General features: G+C 33.7%; 18 protein-coding genes and 1 pseudogene. 5 read left to right on the plus strand and 14 right to left on the minus strand.

Annotated elements, in window-relative coordinates; all coding sequences use genetic code 11:
* The first annotated feature begins 647 nt into the window (after positions 1-647).
* Positions 648-1,169, plus strand: coding sequence for a C39 family peptidase (locus AMD00_RS19300; RefSeq protein ID WP_053418657.1), 522 nt, complete (start codon positions 648-650; stop codon positions 1,167-1,169).
* Here AMD00_RS19300 and AMD00_RS19305 read toward each other — a convergent pair.
* From AMD00_RS19305 to AMD00_RS19315, 3 genes are all read right to left on the minus strand, one after another.
* Positions 1,152-2,039, minus strand: a complete 888-nt coding sequence (locus tag AMD00_RS19305; protein ID WP_053418658.1) for a 5'-3' exonuclease — start codon at positions 2,037-2,039, stop codon at positions 1,152-1,154. The two genes, AMD00_RS19300 and AMD00_RS19305, sit on opposite strands and share 18 nt — an antisense overlap.
* A gap of 201 nt (positions 2,040-2,240) precedes the next feature.
* Positions 2,241-3,728, minus strand: a complete 1,488-nt coding sequence (gene hutH, locus AMD00_RS19310) for a histidine ammonia-lyase (protein ID WP_053418659.1) — start codon at positions 3,726-3,728, stop codon at positions 2,241-2,243.
* Between the two features lie 339 nt (positions 3,729-4,067).
* Positions 4,068-4,508, minus strand: coding sequence for an Lrp/AsnC family transcriptional regulator (locus AMD00_RS19315; protein ID WP_053418660.1), 441 nt, complete (start codon positions 4,506-4,508; stop codon positions 4,068-4,070).
* A gap of 140 nt (positions 4,509-4,648) precedes the next feature.
* Between AMD00_RS19315 and AMD00_RS19320 the strand changes: the two genes are divergently transcribed.
* Complete coding sequence (locus AMD00_RS19320; RefSeq protein WP_053418661.1) at positions 4,649-5,233, plus strand: DJ-1/PfpI family protein; 585 nt, start codon at positions 4,649-4,651, stop codon at positions 5,231-5,233.
* Between the two features lie 74 nt (positions 5,234-5,307).
* Here the strand turns inward: AMD00_RS19320 and AMD00_RS19325 are convergent, their stop codons facing one another.
* The 7 genes from AMD00_RS19325 to AMD00_RS19355 form a co-directional block, all read right to left on the minus strand.
* Complete coding sequence (locus AMD00_RS19325; protein WP_053418662.1) at positions 5,308-5,757, minus strand: OsmC family protein; 450 nt, start codon at positions 5,755-5,757, stop codon at positions 5,308-5,310.
* A 15-nt stretch (positions 5,758-5,772) separates the two neighbouring features.
* Positions 5,773-6,234, minus strand: coding sequence for a hypothetical protein (locus AMD00_RS19330; RefSeq protein ID WP_053418663.1), 462 nt, complete (start codon positions 6,232-6,234; stop codon positions 5,773-5,775).
* Between the two features lie 880 nt (positions 6,235-7,114).
* Positions 7,115-8,428: a DUF4179 domain-containing protein gene (locus tag AMD00_RS19340; protein ID WP_053418665.1), complete on the minus strand. Its 1,314-nt coding sequence runs from the start codon at positions 8,426-8,428 to the stop codon at positions 7,115-7,117.
* Positions 8,421-8,939: a sigma-70 family RNA polymerase sigma factor gene (locus AMD00_RS19345; RefSeq protein ID WP_053418666.1), complete on the minus strand. Its 519-nt coding sequence runs from the start codon at positions 8,937-8,939 to the stop codon at positions 8,421-8,423. Before AMD00_RS19345 ends, AMD00_RS19340 begins: the two co-directional genes overlap by 8 nt.
* A gap of 115 nt (positions 8,940-9,054) precedes the next feature.
* Positions 9,055-9,963, minus strand: coding sequence for an EamA family transporter (locus AMD00_RS19350; RefSeq protein ID WP_053418667.1), 909 nt, complete (start codon positions 9,961-9,963; stop codon positions 9,055-9,057).
* A 72-nt stretch (positions 9,964-10,035) separates the two neighbouring features.
* Positions 10,036-10,173 (minus strand): hypothetical protein, encoded by a 138-nt coding sequence (locus AMD00_RS23335; protein ID WP_157059304.1) that lies wholly within the window; start codon positions 10,171-10,173, stop codon positions 10,036-10,038.
* A 516-nt stretch (positions 10,174-10,689) separates the two neighbouring features.
* Positions 10,690-10,905 carry a hypothetical protein gene (locus AMD00_RS19355; RefSeq protein ID WP_053418668.1) on the minus strand — a complete coding sequence of 72 codons (216 nt, stop codon included), beginning with the start codon at positions 10,903-10,905 and terminating at the stop codon, positions 10,690-10,692.
* 321 nt (positions 10,906-11,226) lie between these two features.
* Here AMD00_RS19355 and AMD00_RS19360 point away from each other — a divergent pair, with 321 nt between their 5' ends.
* The 3 genes and pseudogenes from AMD00_RS19360 (at position 11,227) to AMD00_RS19370 (ending at position 13,347) form a co-directional block, all read left to right on the plus strand.
* A complete protein-coding gene (locus AMD00_RS19360) occupies positions 11,227-11,877 on the plus strand; it encodes a DsbA family oxidoreductase (protein ID WP_053418669.1) in 651 nt (216 codons plus the stop codon).
* A gap of 100 nt (positions 11,878-11,977) precedes the next feature.
* The gene (locus tag AMD00_RS19365; RefSeq protein ID WP_053418670.1) at positions 11,978-12,580 is read left to right on the plus strand and encodes a nitroreductase family protein; all 603 of its coding nucleotides are present in this window, start codon (positions 11,978-11,980) and stop codon (positions 12,578-12,580) included.
* Between the two features lie 334 nt (positions 12,581-12,914).
* Positions 12,915-13,347 (plus strand): annotated as a pseudogene (locus tag AMD00_RS19370) (carboxymuconolactone decarboxylase family protein).
* Between the two features lie 535 nt (positions 13,348-13,882).
* On the opposite strand, the gene AMD00_RS19375 reads toward AMD00_RS19370, so the two are convergent.
* The 4 genes from AMD00_RS19375 to AMD00_RS19390 all read right to left on the minus strand — a co-directional run bounded on the left by AMD00_RS19375 (position 13,883) and on the right by AMD00_RS19390 (position 17,813).
* Complete coding sequence (locus AMD00_RS19375; protein ID WP_053418671.1) at positions 13,883-14,377, minus strand: hypothetical protein; 495 nt, start codon at positions 14,375-14,377, stop codon at positions 13,883-13,885.
* A gap of 681 nt (positions 14,378-15,058) precedes the next feature.
* Positions 15,059-15,493: a hypothetical protein gene (locus tag AMD00_RS19380; RefSeq protein WP_053418672.1), complete on the minus strand. Its 435-nt coding sequence runs from the start codon at positions 15,491-15,493 to the stop codon at positions 15,059-15,061.
* Positions 15,494-16,102: 609 nt separating this feature from the next.
* Positions 16,103-16,312, minus strand: coding sequence for a hypothetical protein (locus AMD00_RS19385; protein WP_053418673.1), 210 nt, complete (start codon positions 16,310-16,312; stop codon positions 16,103-16,105).
* A gap of 205 nt (positions 16,313-16,517) precedes the next feature.
* Positions 16,518-17,813 (minus strand): DNA cytosine methyltransferase, encoded by a 1,296-nt coding sequence (locus AMD00_RS19390; RefSeq protein ID WP_053418674.1) that lies wholly within the window; start codon positions 17,811-17,813, stop codon positions 16,518-16,520.
* Positions 17,814-17,895 lie beyond the last annotated feature (82 nt).

The raw sequence follows: 17,895 nt of genomic DNA on the forward strand, positions 1-17,895 counted from the left end.
ATTTCGAGTTTGTCTACAGTCTTTTTGTTTTAAATAAATAGATAGGAACGTTGATTTCCGCTATGGTGGACGCTTTGCGCGGGCGGGCGCCAAGTCGCTTTGTCGCTACGCTCCTGCAGGGTCTTGGACTGTCCCGCTTTTCCCGCAGGAGTCGCCACCTCCGCTCCAATCAACTACACATGTAATATAAACCAATCTTTAGAGATGATGGGAAATAAAAAAATCTCGAAAGAAATCAAATTGAAATGATTGCTTTGTATCAACTAGTACCCAAGAACATCTTATGGGGAAAATTGAGGTTGCGGTAGCCAACCTTAAGAGGTCTTAAAAAGTGTCCATGCAGAAGATGCTTACTTTTGCTGTTGTGAATTTAAAGAAACTCGCCAATTGTACTTGGCAAGTTCAAAAATGGAAAGCAAGTTAATGTCTATCCGTTTTTTCTTATACATTTTGTAATATACTATGTATTCTATTCATGAAAAGTTCTAACAATTACATACCACTATTCATGATCATTATATTAATGATTAAACTACCACTTCATATATTATTGTAACCATAAATAGGTTTGTATTTTCTCTTATAAGTATCTCTAAGCGGAATCCTATCCCGTATAGATTCATACATTCTTTATGGAGGTGAATTATATGCGCATTCAGTTACCCGTAAATGGTCAATCCCAACATGCCGATAATGTGCGGGAGCAATGGCGGAATTCTGCATGTGGACCAACAACCGCTGCCATCATGTTAGATTATCTATTACCTCATGAAAAAACAAAAAGCATCAATCAGCTTTATAAACAGCTAGGAACAACACCAATAGGCCTTTTTAAATACCGCTTCATTCATAATATGCGGAAAATAGTTGGGCCAGATTGGTCTATTCAAAGCTGTAGCTTTCATGATGCTTTGTTTGAATTGCGCGCGGGAAGACCGGTTGCAATGAAGTTTGATAAATATTTTTCTTTTCATTTTTGCTTAAAGCCCAAATACGCCTATCACTGGGTACCGCTCATTGGTTATGAAGAGGTTGAGAACGATGTCATTCTCATTATCCATGATAATGGTGGGCAAAATCGTGATAGTCAAATACGCGAAGTCTCTTATAAAGCCAATCAAAAAGTACTTAGCTTTGTAAAAATGACGCCTTTATCCGTTCGGGAATAATGATTTTGCATGACGTGTAATTAGTGAATAACCATCCATCGTTAATTGATCAAGCTTCTCTTGCGTTAGTGTTGGCAATGATAAATCATCAATTGTTGCATGAATAGGTACTTCTGTATGAATTTTCGCTAGTTGATGTGATAGCTTTAACATTTCTTCATATTCTGTGATTTTCGAACGTTGTGCTGGTTTAAGCTCATCAATCGCAGCTAAAACACCATCCACTGTTCCATATTTTTGGATGAGGCTCAAAGCAGTTTTAGGGCCAATTCCTTTAACACCTGGGTAACCATCACTTGAATCGCCCATAAATGCTTTAACATCCGCAAACAATGCAGGTGCAATTGCATACTCTTCCTCAAAACGTTGAACATCATAAACATTGTATTCTGTATAACCTTTTTTCGTTAAGGCAATCGTAGTTGAAGGATTTAATAACTGTAATAAATCCTTATCGCCACTGACAACTGTTATCTTCGCATCATTCTTCCACTTTTCAACCATTGAACCAATTGTATCGTCTGCTTCCATTCCTACTTCACCAAAGTTTTTCCAGCCAATCATTTCTGATACTTCCTTCGCCATATCAAATTGTGGCTTCAATTCATCTGGTGGACTCGGACGATTTGCTTTATAACCATCAAATAGGTCATTTCGGAAAGTGTGTACACCCATATCCCAACATATAGCCAAATGAGTCGGTTTCATCATCGATTGTGCAGTCAAAACATGACGTGCAAAACCTTGTACTCCATTTGTCGGTGTACCGTCTGCTTTTCTAAAAAACTGGTTCATTGGGGCTGTTGCAAAAAACGAACGGAATAACAGTGCCATTCCATCTACTACTAAAATATGTGGTTGCTCATTCATTATATATATCCTCTCAATCTGTTCACTTTAATATCTAGTAAGCATTCATTATAACAAATATCTAGATAGAATGATTAAGTTGTGCGTTCTATGGGTAAATATGAATAGATTTGTAAGGAGTATTAAATGAATATACATATATAAAAACGCGTCTATTAATAGCAAGTAATCGCTACTAATTAGACGCGTTTTTATGGCTGTTTAATGGCTAGCTGGAGATAACCAATCAGCGAGCTTTTCTACATCTTCGCTAAAAATTCGATCCTCATTGATTGTAGGTACAACTGCGCGTACTTCTTGCCATTTAGTATAAAGCGCTTTAGACATTTTCTCTACGCCTCTATATTCAACTGCTTGTGCTGCACAAATAGCTTCTATTGCTAACACTCTTCTAGCATTTTCAATTATTTGATAAGCATGTCTTGAGCCTATTGTTCCCATACTGACATGATCTTCTTGATTGGCTGAAGATGGAATAGAATCTACAGATGCTGGATGTGCCAATGTTTTATTTTCTGATACAAGACTTGCTGCTGCATACTGTAATATCATTGCTCCAGATTGCAAACCTGGTTGTGGGCTTAAAAATGCTGGTAACCCTTCGCTTAACTGAGGATTTACGAGACGTTCAATTCGACGTTCAGAAACGTTTGCTAATTCAGCCATACCTATTTTCAAGAAATCCATAGCAAACGCGATGGGTTGACCGTGAAAATTCCCACCTGAAATGACTGTATCACCATCATCGAAAATAAGCGGATTATCAGTAGCCGCATTTATTTCAATTTCAAGCTTCTCTTTCACATAGTTGAGTACTTGCCAGCTAGCCCCGTGAATTTGCGGAATGCAACGAAGAGAATAAGCATCTTGTACTCTCTTCTCTCCTTGTTTAGTCGCTAATTGACTACCAGCTAACCAGTTACGCATACGCTCCGCGACATCCATTTGCTCCTGATAGCCACGCGCTTCATGAACTGATGGATGGAAAGCATCGACAATTCCAAATAAGGACTCCATCGTCATTGCTGCAATCCATTCGCTGTCATAAGCCAATTTACTTGCTGCTAAATAATTCACAACGCCTTGAGCTGTCATTGCTTGTGTACCATTTATTAATGCTAATCCCTCTTTCGCCTCTAATGTAATCGGTTCCAAATTATGAGTTTGCCAAACATCAGCCGCTGGCACTTGCTCATTCTTCTGCCAAACAAACCCTTCACCAATTAATACTAAAGCTAAATGTGACAATGGAGCCAAATCACCTGATGCACCAAGTGACCCTTGCTGCGGAATGACTGGATGAATTCGATTATTTACCATATATGCAAGACGTTCTAGTACCTCAATTCGAATGCCCGAAAAACCTTTTAACAGTGCATTCAAGCGAAGAACGACCATTGCTCTAGAAACGACTTCAGCAAAAGGCGCACCTACTCCACAAGCATGTGATCGGATTAAATGGAGTTGAAGTTTTCTTGTGTCCACTTCTGCAATTTTCACATCACTAAATTTCCCGAAACCTGTATTGATACCATAGACAGTTTGATCTTCACGTACAATTTTCTCAACAGCTAAACGGCTTTTCTTAACAAGTTCTATCGCATCATTATCTAATTCAACTTTGACGTTATCATTTAGAATAATATTTAGATCCGCCAATGATAGGTTCTTTCCATCTAATGTAATCATTTAACAGTCACATCCTCTTTATCATCGTGAAAATTCCAGTATGCTTTTCGCCTTTTATGTACAACTTCAAGAAGACGAACCAAATATGAAATTTTCCTAATATACTACATTCATTCTACATAAAATCAGTCTGAAATTAAGTACTTTTTGTAAAAAAGTAAAAATTTCTCATGTGCTATCAATGTAGTATTTTAGCAGGATAAAGTTGCTGAACAACAATAAGCTTTTATCAAGGTTCTTTATTTTTTATACAGGATTATTATAGAGACTAAATAGTACCTTTTTTACTGAACGCCTAATAACTTCAAGAAAACTTTACTTTCGATGACACTCCTTTTATTATTTCTCTTCCACTATAAATGGTTCTATTACCTTCTTTTCATGCGAAGATAACACAATATTTGTTGAAGGTGTGCCGTATTGCATGGAGTCATCAATAAATTGCTCTAAACTCTCTACAGAATGCGTTGCTATTTTGACAATATAGCTAATCTCTCCTGCCACTCGGTAACACTCAAGTACGTCCGGATGATTATGACAAAAATTCGCTAATGCTTTACAGTCCTTTGACTCGAACAAAATAATCGCACGCATTGGTCGGTGCATTTTTTTTAATGCAACACTTGCATGATAACCCTCAATTATTTGCTGTTCTTCTAACTTTCGAACTCTCTCAATAACTGCAGGAGCCGATAAATGAACGATTTCTGCTAACTCTTTCATAGAAATTTTGGCATTTAACTGCAATTCCCTTACAATCTTTTTATCTATTTGATCCATTTTTTCACTCACCTTTTTTTATTAAATAGAATAACTCAAAATCCTTATAATATAAATTCATTTAAATATATATCCTTTTTCAACCTATGTAATATAACTTTTCATTTAATTAAAATAAAGACATTGGAGGGATTTAAGAAATGAAAAAAATATTATTGTTATTGGCAGATGGCTTTGAAGCAGTAGAGGCTAGTGTATTTACAGATGTTCTAGGCTGGAACAAATGGGAAGGCGACGGCTCGACTGAGGTTGTGACAGTCGGTCTTCGAGATAAATTAACTTGCACATGGAATTTTAACGTCGTCCCTGAAAAAACGATTCATGACATTCAATTAGATGAATTTGATGCATTAGCTATTCCAGGAGGATTTGAAGAGGCTGGCTTTTATGACGATGCTTTTAGTGAATCCTTCTCAAACATAATCCGTCATTTTGATGCAAGACAAAAGCCTATTGCTAGTATTTGTGTCGCATCATTAGCACTTGGTAAAAGTGGTATTTTAACAAATAGAAAAGCTACAACTTATGCTCACCCAACAAGTATAAGAAAAGAACAGTTAAAGAATTTTGGTGTAAATGTACAAAATGAGAGAATTGTTCAAGATGGCCATATCATTACATCATCAAATCCAGGTACTGCTTTTGATGTCGCATTCCTATTGCTTGAAATGCTAACGACAAAAGAAAATACTCATCAAGTGAAAGACCTCATGGGATTTGCCTAAACAAAAGTGATATGTTTTTAATTCATAAAAAAACTGCTAAGTAATCGACTTTAGCGAATACTTAGCAGCTCATCTTACTCTTCTATTTTTAAATGTACTTGCAATTCAAGTGCAACATTTCCTTGTATTGCCTTACTGATCATACATGTTTTTTCTGCTTTTTCTGCAAGCTTTTGAGTTAAACTAGCATCTCGGACTGTTGTGCCGCTTGATAAGGTTATTTGTGGTTTGTGAATAATCTTCTTATACGTAAAGACGCCATTCGTTACATCAACAATTCCTTCAGATTGCATCGTTAGGCTCTCTACATTGATACTTGTTCGTTCAAGCATTGCGGCTAATGTAATAATATAACAAGTCGCAGCAGCTCCTAACAGCATCTCATCAGGATTAGTGCCAATACCTGGCCCGTCCATTTCAGGGGGAATAGACACTTTTGTTTGTAATTGACCTGATGCGATTGTGCCGACATCATTACGACCACCTGGCCAATTTGCAGTCAAATGAAAACTATGTTCTGCCATGATCCAACCTCATTTCTAATTCGCAAATGAATAATATTTTTCAGTATAGGGATCAAATGCATAACGTGAAACTACTTTATCTTTTTCAAGCGTAATAATATATACCTCTAACCCATCATAGTCGACAATTGTCCCGCTAAATTTACGATCCTTCACAACTTTCCCGCCCTCAGTTCGAGAAATAATTTGCGCTGCATCATCTACACTAAAACTCGGTACATGCTTTTGGAAATAGAAAGGAGCTATGGTTAAAAGTGCATATGCAATAATGATAAGTGCATTCTTTTTTCTAATATTACTTTTTTCAACCAATATAAAATAAGCTACAAACAATAATGCATTACCGCCAATAATGTAGTATGGCATATCTCCTAGACCATTTATAAAAAGATATTGTTTCCCTATAAAGTGATAATACAGCATCTCTAATGCTGAAATGACAAGTATTCCTTGTAAAAGTCGTTTTCTCTTATACATTTATGTTTCACCTCAAAAAATTTATAAATCCTATTTTAAATAGAAAAGCATTCGAAGCCCACGACAAATTATGCCATAATAGAATGCAGATTGATAGAAGGAAAACCGGTCACTCTATTGAAGAAACATCGGATAGACATTTTCGTTTTTCACAACGATCTTATTAATATTTACACTCTATGTACTCTTTTCGCCCATAGCTTATCTAGTGAAAAAGATGTTTGATGGTGGCGTTACAGTTTAGCCTGAAAAATATAATGCCATCGAGAAAAAGACAAAGAGCTGGAATACTATCGATTATGATTGTAAGTATAAAGACGGTTACCTTAATATCATTGTTCCCAAAGATACGTCAGAACATGTAAACGTAATTTAAAATTCATGGCGATGCATTGGTGCAATCGTTATTGATTTTGGTAAGCGAAAATAGAAAGGATTTATAACTATGCTTTTGGGACAAAGAATTATTATTATAAGTATAAGCTTCTATTCACTTTTCCAGATAATACTTTTATTGTACAAATTAAGAACTAGTAAATATTTCGAAGAAAACAATTTAATTAAAAATGAAAAAATTATGACAGCTCTTTGTATTCTAAACTTCCTATGTATAATAGTTAATCCTTCTCTCCTGATTATTAATATTGGATTGAATGCAATGTTACTAGCACTATCATGCAAAATAGGAATTAGATTTATAAATGATAAATCCAATAAAATATATAAAATTATCTTAGCTATACTCTTTTTTATCTATCTAGTTATGCAGTTTATTACTCCAATAATAAGTAATGAATTTAATTGAAAGAATAATACTCAGTTATAGCTCCCTAATAGAAAAATGCCTAGCTTCTCTGTATGAGTGAGCTAGGCATTTTGTTTATTTGATTTGGATGGATGTACTTCCTTTAAGATAGTTTGGATAAGCTGAGAAGTATACCTTTACAGGATTGACTATTTTTTGCGGTTCAATTCCTACCTGCCAATGAACAGAATCATTATCTGACCATCCAGACCATGAATTCGTATCCAGTTCTCTTCCTTCAAAGTCTTTTAACCCGTAGAATAATTGATATGGTAAATCTTCATGCTTTCCTTCCATTTTCGCCTCGATTGAAAGCTTGGAAATATTAGTGATTTCTAGCTTATCCTTATATGGTCCTTTAATTACTTTTTCTTTATTCAAGTCTACGATAATATAGGCATCTTTTTTAGGTAATGCCTGAACTTTATCAAATTTTAAATACAGATTCTTAGGCTGTTTAAAGAAATTACTTTGTAAGAAGAAAGTTCTTTGATGATCGTCATTTCCTCCAAAACTTGTAATTCCATTTCTAATACTACCCCAGATTTCCCCATGCTCATCTTCAATTCGGATATCCTCAAAATTTAATATTCTCATCGTATTGCGCTGATCAAATGTCATATTAACAGCAACACGTAATGGATAGAGAGTAATGTCTTCTATAACGATTTTTTGACCATCCATTATTATTTCCTTATTAATTGTGAACACTTTTCCTTTTTGAATGTCCTTTTTAAGTGTAAACGGAATACTAAAACTCGTTTTTTGCTCGTTTCTTAAATTTAGTTTCAGTTCAAACTCTTTAGAACTATATTTTTGCTGTTCACCAAATGTAAAAGTTATTTCATCTGTTCGATATTTTTTATCCTCTTGATCTGGATAACCATACTCTGTTGAACCTTCGAGACTTTTTCCATTATGAAAAATTTCAATCATTCCATAATCTCCAGAACTTAATTTAGTAGGTGATTCAGTTGTATAAAATATGACCATACCCGATTCATCTACAATAACCCCATCAATCGTAAACTTAATATTATCTTTTGTTTGCGATACACCAATTGCTTCATAGTATTTATTATCAACAATTGCTTGAAGCCCTTTATCGTACTGGATTAAATCAACTAGACGTTCCAATCCTGGAATACTCGCAACGGTTTTGGCAAAGGCTGGCGATACTCGAATAGAAGTAACGAGTGTGATAAAAAGAAGGGCTGCAATTGAAATGGACCAAGCAATGCGCTTGAATGAGCGCTTCTTTCTGCGTTTCGAAGACTTTGCAATTTGCATCCCTTGCTGAATTGCTTGATTAAGCTCATCCTCAGGAATTGATATTTTCTCTAAATCCTTTTGCATGTCATGTAATTTAGCTTCTTCCTTTTCATACATCTGTATTCTCTCCTCCCTTTGACCAAAACGTCCGTAGTGATTGCAATGCTTTATGTAATCTCGATTTCACTGTGCCTTCAGGTATATTTTCTAGTACAGCAATGTCTTTTATCTTCGTATCTTGCAAGTATTTCAACGTAATGAGTTGTTGGTCTTTTTTAGATAAGGATGCCATTGCTTCATTCAATTCTAAGAAACTCGTGTCATCCATTGTTGCAATTTCTTGTAGCTTTTCATTTGAAGTAAAGCGTTTGTTCTTTGCTATTTGATCCTGACAATAGTTCATCATTATGCGGATGAGCCACGTCTTTGTATAGGCTGGTTCCTTTAGCGTATGTATTTTTTGATAGGCGCGGACTGTTACTTCCTGAACAGCTTCTATTGCATCATGTTCGTTCTTTAGAAAGGCGTAGGCAGTACGGTATAAATCATTCTTATACAACTGCATGATAGCTAAAAAGGCATTGTCATCTTCTTTAATCGCTTGTTGCGCTAGCTCTTGTGGTTCCATCCTGTCACCTCGTTTCGGGCTTTGTATGTATTAGACCTAGTAGTAAAGAAAAAGTTCATCCTATTTTTAAATATAACAAAAAACGCCAATCGATTTTTCGATTGACGTTTTACAATTATAATTCGTCGGCAAGACCAAGGATGACAATACCTAGCATAATAATTGCAATAACGAAGTATTGTTTCTTTGTTAGTTTTTCTTTTAAGAAAATACGCGATAGTATAATTGAGAAAATACAGTATGATGAAATAATTGGCGCGGAAATAAACGCATAGGCTGAAATTGCGTACACATAGAAGAACTGACCAATCGTTTCTAAAACTGCTGCGTATGTGCGATCACGCTCTTTAAACACATTGAATTTCACTTTTTTATAAAAGCGAAGATAAATAAAGCATACAACTGCTACGATAAAGAATGTATATTCATATGCTAGTAGCGCTGCATCTTCAGTCATAATTGTTAACTCATCTAAGTAGATACCGTCAGCGAAAGTTCCTACCCCATCTATTAATGCGTATAAAATCGGGAATAACAATGCGAAAAATCCAAATTGATATTTACGTTCAATTTTAACTTTTTGAGAACGTAATAATGCATCGTCCTGCTGTTTTTCAATAACAGCAATCCAAATAACGCCGGCTGTAATAGCAATGATACCTGCAAAATGTATCCAAGTAACTTCTTGTGGGAAGAACATATATAATAAAATCGTTGTAACGGCACCTGAAGCATTTTGCACTGGTGCTGCAATGGATAACTCTAAATAACGTAAACCAATATAACCGAAAACCATTGAAACAATGTACAATGTTGAAACGGGCAAATACGTTAACATATCTTGTGGATGGAATTCTAAACCTTTCACGAACATATAGATCGTTGCGTGAATCCCCATAACAAGACCAACCATAATCGTTATTTTAATATGACTATTTTTGTCATTTGAATCTGAGCCCTTTTTGTAAAATAAGTTCGCTGCTCCCCATGAGAGCCATGTTAATATTGCAAATAAAAACCACATAATCTAAATAAACTCCTTTTTAATGGTAACCTAGTAATATTGAAATAATAGTAAGGTAAATAACCATTAAAATTATGGAGAGTAATGCATTTTGAAAGCCTCGGTTACTTCTTGCTTTGTAGCAGCAATTTCACCATTCTGTATATTAAGTCCATTAACAAATAGATTGCCTAAACTGAACAGACCGTTGGCTAAATAAGCTTTTTTCATGTAGAAATACCTCCGTTCTGTCTAATTGTATGTATTTTTTCACCCATTGACAATAAGTATTTTTATAATAGCGCTTCCAATTACCCAAGGACTTTAAGCCCTTTTTACAATAAATAAGTATGAATAAGAGCGACGATTTCCGCTACGTGCGGACGCTTTCCGCGGGCAGGGCCGAGCCGCTTCCTTCGCTACGCTCAGTCCAGGGTCTCGACTATCCTGCTTTTCCCGCTGGAGTCGCCGCTCTCCGCTCCAATCAACTGAATGTGTAACTATGATAGCCTACTATAAACGATAAATTTAGTGGGAAGTTGGTTGAAGAGTACGAGTAATTAGAATTATCCTATTGTTTAAACCTAAAAAAAGAATGGTAAAAATGACAAAAGGCATCGAGAATTCACTTCTCGATGCCTTTTGTACACTCTGAGCATTCTTAAAAGTATTAATTTAAGAGGGATGTTTATTTAGCCGATATATTTTAAAGATAAAAAACATGCTGTCCTGGATTTAAGCTATTCATTAAATAATTCGCTGTACTTCTTCAAAATTCGGTATTCCTTTTTCTAAATTATACTCTGCCCATTTCTTTACTTCACTTTCTACCGCTCTATTTTGCCATTCAAAACAACCACATTCTCTGCAATGACTTTCCATATACGTGTTATTATTACGTCTTTTTTGATACACTGTTTCTTCCTTACAGTTGTAGCAATATAATTTTTTCTCTAATTCCATCTGTAGCCACCTAACCTTTCTTTTTCGTGGTTTTAATTGTGGTTACAGCTTTCTCTATTTGTGCTTTATTTAATCTTGCTAATGGGGACTTTTTTACATTCTCCACAGTAATAGAAGTTTCAATAGAACAAATAGATAACCAATTAATTGACTTTCACTAAACCTGTAACTATAATGATTACAGGCAGGAGGTTGAATTTCAAAATTAGTATTTTTGTCAATTGCTGTGTATAATTCTTTATCCACCATATTTTTTTAGATAACTTGTAACTTAATCAGTTACAATTATGTTCTAATAATCAAAAAGCGAGGAAATATAAGATGACTGTAAAAATAAAAGTATACTCGGACTTTGTTTGTCCATTTTGTTTTTTAGGAAAAGGTCCTTTAGATGAGATTACTAAGGAAAAAGATGTAGAAGTAGAATGGATGCCATTTGAATTACGCCCAAGCCCTCATCCCAAAATTGATCCATGGAAAGAACCCGATAAATTAGCTTCATGGGATTCCTTTATTCTGCCTACTGCAAAAAAATTAGGAGTTGATATGCGTTTACCACGTGTTTCCCCTCACCCATATACTTACTTAGCATTCGAGGGCTATCAATTCGCAAAAGAACATGGAAAAGGAAATGAATTTCACCATAGAGTATTTACTGCGTTTTTCCAAGAGGAACAAGACATTGAAAATGTAGAAGTATTAACAAAACTAGCAGGTGAAGTTGGACTGTCTACAGTTGATTTCAAAGACGCTTTAATAGCAAGAACATATCGAGAAGTTCATCAATATGCACTAAAACAAGCATATGAAGAGGCACAAATTATGGCTGTACCAACGTTTATTATTGGTGATGAAGTGATTCAAGGATTAGCTAGCAAAGAAAGATTAGAGATGGTCATTGATAAAGAATTAAAAAAATTGAAATCAAATGATTTGGATGGCATGCAATGCGATATAGATGGGTATTGCTAAACATAGGTTCAAATGGTAATGAATCGTTTTAAGTATTACTTTATTTAGCAGATTGAATCGTTTGAAGAACCTAAGTTTAAACTTAATTGGAGGAATTAAAATGTCAGTAACTACAACAAATTTAAAAGAAGCAATCATCAACCGCCGTTCTATTCGTAAGGTGAAAAAGAATGGAAACATTACAAAAGAAAAAATTAATGAAGTATTAAAAACTGCTTTACATGCACCAACTTCTTTTAACATGCAAAGTGGACGTGTCATTGTATTAATGGATACAGAACATGAAAAGTTTTGGGATATCGTAAAAGAAACTCTACGTTCACGTGTTCCAGAAGAGAACTTTGCTGCAACTGTAGAACGATTACAAGGATTTCACGATGGTATAGGTACAGTTCTCTTCTTTGAAAACCAAGAAACAGTAAAAAAAATGCAAGAAAATGCACCATTGTATAAAGATCAATTCCCGTATTGGTCTCATCAAGGAAGTGCAATGTTACAGTATGCAACATGGTTGGCTTTCTCTGCTGAAGGTATCGGTGCATCATTGCAGCATTACAATCCAATTGTTGATGAAGAAGTAAAACAAACTTGGAATATCCCAAGTGAATGGAGTTTAGTAGCACAAATGCCATTTGGTGAACCTAATGAACAACCAGGAGAAAGAACATTCTTACCTTTTGAAGATGTTGTGAAATTTTATTAAAGGAAACAAATCTTTGAAAGTTCTTTTCAATCCAAATAGTTTTTTTCAAAACAAAAACCGTTGATTCCTCAACGGTTTTCTTGTTTTTTAAAGTATTGCCGAGTATCTGTTCGAGTTTTTTCTGATAAGATTTCGTCAAGCTCTTCATTTAACCAAGCCAATGTCTTGCTACGTAAGAACTCCCGCATTGTTGCTCTGCTTCAAGCATTGTTATGTTAATGATACAAGGAGTATGACTAGAAGGACAATCAGCACATTCTTTATTATCATTAGCTGAGTTCAGCACAGTTTTTTGTGAAATATTTTTACATTTGTGTTTTAAGGAGGACAAAATATGAAAAATCGAATTAATTATTATAAAATTGCATCTGAAGGTATGTCCAATATGATGGCAATGGAAAAATACTTAGGTTCGGAAATTAGTTTAGATAAAAAACTAGTAGAATTGGTTAAAATTAGAGTTTCCCAAATGAATGGTTGTGCCTTTTGTATAGATATGCACACAAAAGATGCTCGCAAACATGAAGAAACGAACAACGTATTTATTAAACGCTTGGAGAGAAACTAATTTATACTCAGACAAAGAAAAAATAGCACTTGAATTTGCTGAAACGCTTACTTTGATTTCTGGTAACAGAATTACAGATAGCCTTTATCAACAAACAAGACAATTTTTTGATGAAAAAGAATACACGGATTTAGTAATTTTGATTAATCAAATCAACTCGTGGAATAGAATATCTCTTTCAATGGCAAATCAAATATAAAAGTAAATATCAAAAATATACGCTTATTAAAAAAGGAATCACTGAAAGCCTGTTATTTTAAGGAAGTTCACCTTTGAAGCGATAAAAAAGTCTATTTTCCATTCGAAGTAAATGAAAAATAGACTTTTTCTGATTGAAATTACACTTTTATATATCTAAAACTTTTAAAAGTAATCCTACAAAAGCAAGTTGCTAAAATTATTTATTTTATTTCTCAATCAATTTTAAAATAAGTATTATCTAAAGCCAGTTACTACATATGCTTTACCACCCATATTGTTCTCTTTTATTTGAAGCGGATATGCAAAAGAATTAAACAAAAAGATATATTGCAATGACTACATTATTTCCTCTTTCTAAATAAGTTGTCCTTACAGCAATCTTGCCATTCGGATCCACATATTGTTATTCGCATACGTATAACCATTTTGAGATAGTGCATCACCTAGACTTGATGCAGTTGAACATTTTAAACTACACATCACTATCTTCACGATTTAAAACCAAACCAATTGGCATAAATGGCAATAACTTTTTAGGGGTATTTTTTTTCATCCACAGTCTGAACAATTATGCCGATTTCCGTTATTTTCAGGAATGTCTCTACTTCTTCTGCATTTAATTTGGGGTAGTCTATATTATTCATTAAATCATTTCCAAAGAAATGATTTAATGGGATTTCCTTTTTCTCACGTCCTATAATAATATCGATTTCCATTCCATTTAATGCATTTATATAAATAATTGGCATTATGTCTTCGAATTGCATTTTTGAATTAATCGTTGCAATTAATGTGTTATTTATTCTTATCACTTTCATTTTATTTGCAATATCTTCTTCCAAGGGAAATAATTCGTCAAAAACTATAGTACATGGATATTCTATGATTTCAATAAGCACTTTTTTTAAGCTAATTTCTTGATGTCCTATAGAAAAACCTATTGATATTAATGAAAAGTGCTGATCATTTCTAAAATTTTCACCATTCCATATATTCGATGCATCTTGAATAAAGAATTCATTATTCATTATGTTCCTCACTCCCTAAATAATCGTTATTTTATAATTTTATATACATTTGGTGCTAAGAACCATGGTTAATGATGTCCTCCATTTGAAAGATGATAGTGCCAATTGGCTCGTGGTAAAGAGAATCAATTGTATGTGAAATCCACTAAAACTAGTAAATAGATTGTACAAGTGCAAACTAAATACAATCTTACTATGACTACTACACATGGTTTACGTAACACTCACTGCTCTCTATTGTTCAAAGCGGGTATAAGTATTAAAGAAGTATAAGACCGATTAGGACACTTGGACGTTCGTATGAGATTCATGGAAACTCTGTGAATTTAAAAAAGTGCCAAAACCCTTTTTATATCAAGGATTTTGACACTCATTGAAATCGTATGATTTCGTAATAAGGAGACGGCGGGAGCCGAACCACTGTCTCTTAGATATCTTTTTATACCAGCATTTATTAGGGGTTTAAGCACTTTTATAAGTTTACTAAATGCCAAACTAAATGCCATTTAACTAAATTTGTTTTGCGGGGACAAATTTTAAAAATCGTTCAAGTAAATCGTATAATTAGAACTTGAACTTGAAATTTAATTTATATTTAAGTTAATATAATCTCTTATATTCTTTTCTGTGCTAGCATTCTTCCTGATTATTAAATAAGATCTTTTTTTCTTTTCACTTGTTTCATATTATTTGTTTTAAATTTACATTAGATCGAATAAAATTTTGTAATTCTACATTTCTTTGCAGGTATGTATAAGCTTGTGGGGGAGTAAATCCAAATCTAGATTTAAGAACATCCATTGAAATTGGTTCTTCAATTACATATAATTCTTCAATTTTATAAGCATATTTGCAATTCATCTCACTTGAGTTAAATCGATCCACACCATAACTATTTCCATTTAGTTTTAAGGGATACTCTATTGGTTCTGAAATTCGTATAATATATTTTAAATACTTAATTGGATAGGATTCATACACCCAAAAATAGGATGAAAAATTTTTAGGTTTAAAATTTCTAAACTCATAAATTTTCTCTTGTTTTAATATCAATTCATTATAAATTGGCTTAATACTTAAAATAATACTGTTAAGCATTTCCTCATTGGCTTTCATAAATTATCCCCCTTTAATAAACACATTTAATATTATGTAACGATACAAATAATGTATCAGTAAATTAATTTCGTTATTAATTCATTTTAATATTGAAGACTCCGAAGATATAAAAATCTCTAATAAACTAAGTAAATAGTTTTTATGTGTCGTTCACAGTGTCCGCTGATGAAAACACAATTTCAGCTATTTTAAAATTGGAACCCTGGTAAAAATATTTATACACAATTAAAGTCTTACTCTATACTATCAGAACCAGAACATGTATCTAATCAGTTTGACATTATACGAATTTATTACTACTTGTTGAGGCGATTAATTTACACCTTAATCAGTTATTGAACGAACTTGAAAATGATTAAACCTTATCATTACAAAAAAGTATAAAAAACGTAGCACATATTTAGATGTACTACGTTCTTTTTAACAGGTTGTTTTCACATAAATTGCTGCTATTACTGTATTGTGATAAAGGAATCACTACCACTATTAAAGGTAAATCCAGAGTTTTATCTATTATTCAGTTAACTCCATGAGGGAGCTTAACAGTTACAAGTCACTATGACAATGAAGAACAGACTTGAATTGGTGTCGTTATGAGCTAGATTGTTAATCATTTTTTTCAGGTATAACCAAGATACTTAGCCCTTCCTCACCGTAATCCCACATCTTAACCCAAGGATACGTGTTTTCTGGTAAATGAAAAGTGAATATTTCTAAAGGACGTATAACTTCTTTATCCGATTTACAGCCATACTCGTATGTAGCCGGATGAATAGAAACGTCTCTTTTTGTATCATTAAAATACTTGAACTTCATTTTTTCACCATCTTTTGTTTGAACTCATTGTACATTTTTAATGACTCAAAATAAACTAACATTTTTTTCAATATCTTTAGTAACCATTTATTCGTTAAATAGACAGTTAGACAAATAGTATTGATAAAAGTTCCGTATTAAACTTAATCTTCCTTCAACTATTCTGCACCATTAGGAATAGCAACACTCTTTACGAAACTGGCTTTTAAAATAAATTCAATTGCTGTGTATTCTCGTTTAATCTAGTTTGAATACGATCAATTGCCCAATTAGCAATTGGTGTAGCAACAGCTTTTGCTAAAAATACAGGAACCGCATTTCCTATTTGCTTATATTGTTTATCTAAACGATTGTTTTCTTGTACTTTCATATTTCCACTATCATCAAAATAGTACCAATCTGGGAATGTTTGAATACGTGCAATTTCTTTAACTGATAGTCTACGATGATTTTCTTCACCATCAGGGAAACACCATTCATCTTTACCTATTTTTTCCATAGGGACACCACCTGGATGAAGAGGAGCTTGTCTTCCGGAAGCCTGAATAGTGAAACTTTGCTCGTCCCAACGTTTTTTTCGATTTCTCGACATATATATACTTGAATACGAACCTGTGAAATAAGGACCTGGATTAGCCTCTAAATCACCTATAGCATCTCTTAGAGTAACATATGGTAATAACCCTTCTCCATGGGTAGGCTCTGGGTATTCATAATCATAATCTAGGTCTTCACGAACACCAACGATAAAAACACGCTCCCTTAATTGTGGAACGCCGTAATCTCTTGAATTTAATAATTTATATTGAACTCGGTAACCTGCTGAAGCAAAGTCTTCCGTAATTTGCTTAATAACTTCACCTTTTCCTAACGTAAGCATCCCCTTTACATTCTCAGCCACAAAAACATCGGGTTTTGCTTGTGTTATACAGCGAATAAAATGAATATATAAGAAGTTTCGTTCATCATCAATTAGTCTCGGTCCGGCCTCACTGAATCCAGGACAAGGGAACCCACCAACTACTAAATCAGCACGTGGAAAATTTCTCACTTTACGAATATCCATTTCATGTTGAAAAACACTGTCAGGAAAATTCTCTTTGTATGAGGTATTGGCTTCTTTAAATAAATCATTTGTATAAATTGTATTAAAAACACTTTTTTCTCTTACTTTATTGAACAATTCTTTATTTGAAAAAGCATTTAATGCTTCTTCTTCTCCTATAACTGCTGCTAATCCAGATAGTTCAAAACCTAGATCTAATCCCCCGCAACCTGAAAATAAACTAATAACATTTATTTTATCTTCTCTATAATGGATATTTTTTAAATAGTCATTATCTACATCTGATTCTAATATTTTTGTATTCTCTTCCAATATTTTCTGAGCTAAAACTCGGTGCACATCATCTAATTTATAATTAGGAGCGGGCTTAAATTTTCCTCGTCCTTTTTTATCCACTTTAATTTCGTTCTTAACATCCAACTCTGTTTCAATCATAAAAATACCTCCTGGCATGTTCTTATTATATCAGAGGAGCATTTCAAAGGCCAGCTTTTCACTTTTTCAAAATACTTGTAGC

The sequence above is a fragment of the Viridibacillus arvi genome, from assembly GCF_001274945.1.
Lineage (GTDB): Bacteria > Bacillota > Bacilli > Bacillales_A > Planococcaceae > Viridibacillus > Viridibacillus arvi.

Bases quoted from the DNA above. Each gene is read 5' to 3' on its own strand.
- AMD00_RS19385 (WP_053418673.1), bottom strand. From the start codon at position 16,312: ATGAAGTTCAAGTATTTTAATGATACAAAAAGAGACGTTTCTATTCAT.
- AMD00_RS19355 (WP_053418668.1), bottom strand. From the start codon at position 10,905: ATGGAATTAGAGAAAAAATTATATTGCTACAACTGTAAGGAAGAAACA.
- AMD00_RS23335 (WP_157059304.1), bottom strand. From the start codon at position 10,173: ATGAAAAAAGCTTATTTAGCCAACGGTCTGTTCAGTTTAGGCAATCTA.
- AMD00_RS19305 (WP_053418658.1), bottom strand. From the start codon at position 2,039: ATGAATGAGCAACCACATATTTTAGTAGTAGATGGAATGGCACTGTTA.
- AMD00_RS19365 (WP_053418670.1), top strand. From the start codon at position 11,978: ATGTCAGTAACTACAACAAATTTAAAAGAAGCAATCATCAACCGCCGT.
- AMD00_RS19325 (WP_053418662.1), bottom strand. From the start codon at position 5,757: ATGGCAGAACATAGTTTTCATTTGACTGCAAATTGGCCAGGTGGTCGT.
- AMD00_RS19360 (WP_053418669.1), top strand. From the start codon at position 11,227: ATGACTGTAAAAATAAAAGTATACTCGGACTTTGTTTGTCCATTTTGT.
- AMD00_RS19330 (WP_053418663.1), bottom strand. From the start codon at position 6,234: ATGTATAAGAGAAAACGACTTTTACAAGGAATACTTGTCATTTCAGCA.
- AMD00_RS19390 (WP_053418674.1), bottom strand. From the start codon at position 17,813: ATGATTGAAACAGAGTTGGATGTTAAGAACGAAATTAAAGTGGATAAA.
- AMD00_RS19315 (WP_053418660.1), bottom strand. From the start codon at position 4,508: ATGGATCAAATAGATAAAAAGATTGTAAGGGAATTGCAGTTAAATGCC.
- AMD00_RS19380 (WP_053418672.1), bottom strand. From the start codon at position 15,493: ATGAAAGCCAATGAGGAAATGCTTAACAGTATTATTTTAAGTATTAAG.
- AMD00_RS19300 (WP_053418657.1), top strand. From the start codon at position 648: ATGCGCATTCAGTTACCCGTAAATGGTCAATCCCAACATGCCGATAAT.
- AMD00_RS19350 (WP_053418667.1), bottom strand. From the start codon at position 9,963: ATGTGGTTTTTATTTGCAATATTAACATGGCTCTCATGGGGAGCAGCG.
- AMD00_RS19340 (WP_053418665.1), bottom strand. From the start codon at position 8,428: ATGTATGAAAAGGAAGAAGCTAAATTACATGACATGCAAAAGGATTTA.
- AMD00_RS19345 (WP_053418666.1), bottom strand. From the start codon at position 8,939: ATGGAACCACAAGAGCTAGCGCAACAAGCGATTAAAGAAGATGACAAT.
- hutH (WP_053418659.1), bottom strand. From the start codon at position 3,728: ATGATTACATTAGATGGAAAGAACCTATCATTGGCGGATCTAAATATT.
- AMD00_RS19375 (WP_053418671.1), bottom strand. From the start codon at position 14,377: ATGAATAATGAATTCTTTATTCAAGATGCATCGAATATATGGAATGGT.
- AMD00_RS19320 (WP_053418661.1), top strand. From the start codon at position 4,649: ATGAAAAAAATATTATTGTTATTGGCAGATGGCTTTGAAGCAGTAGAG.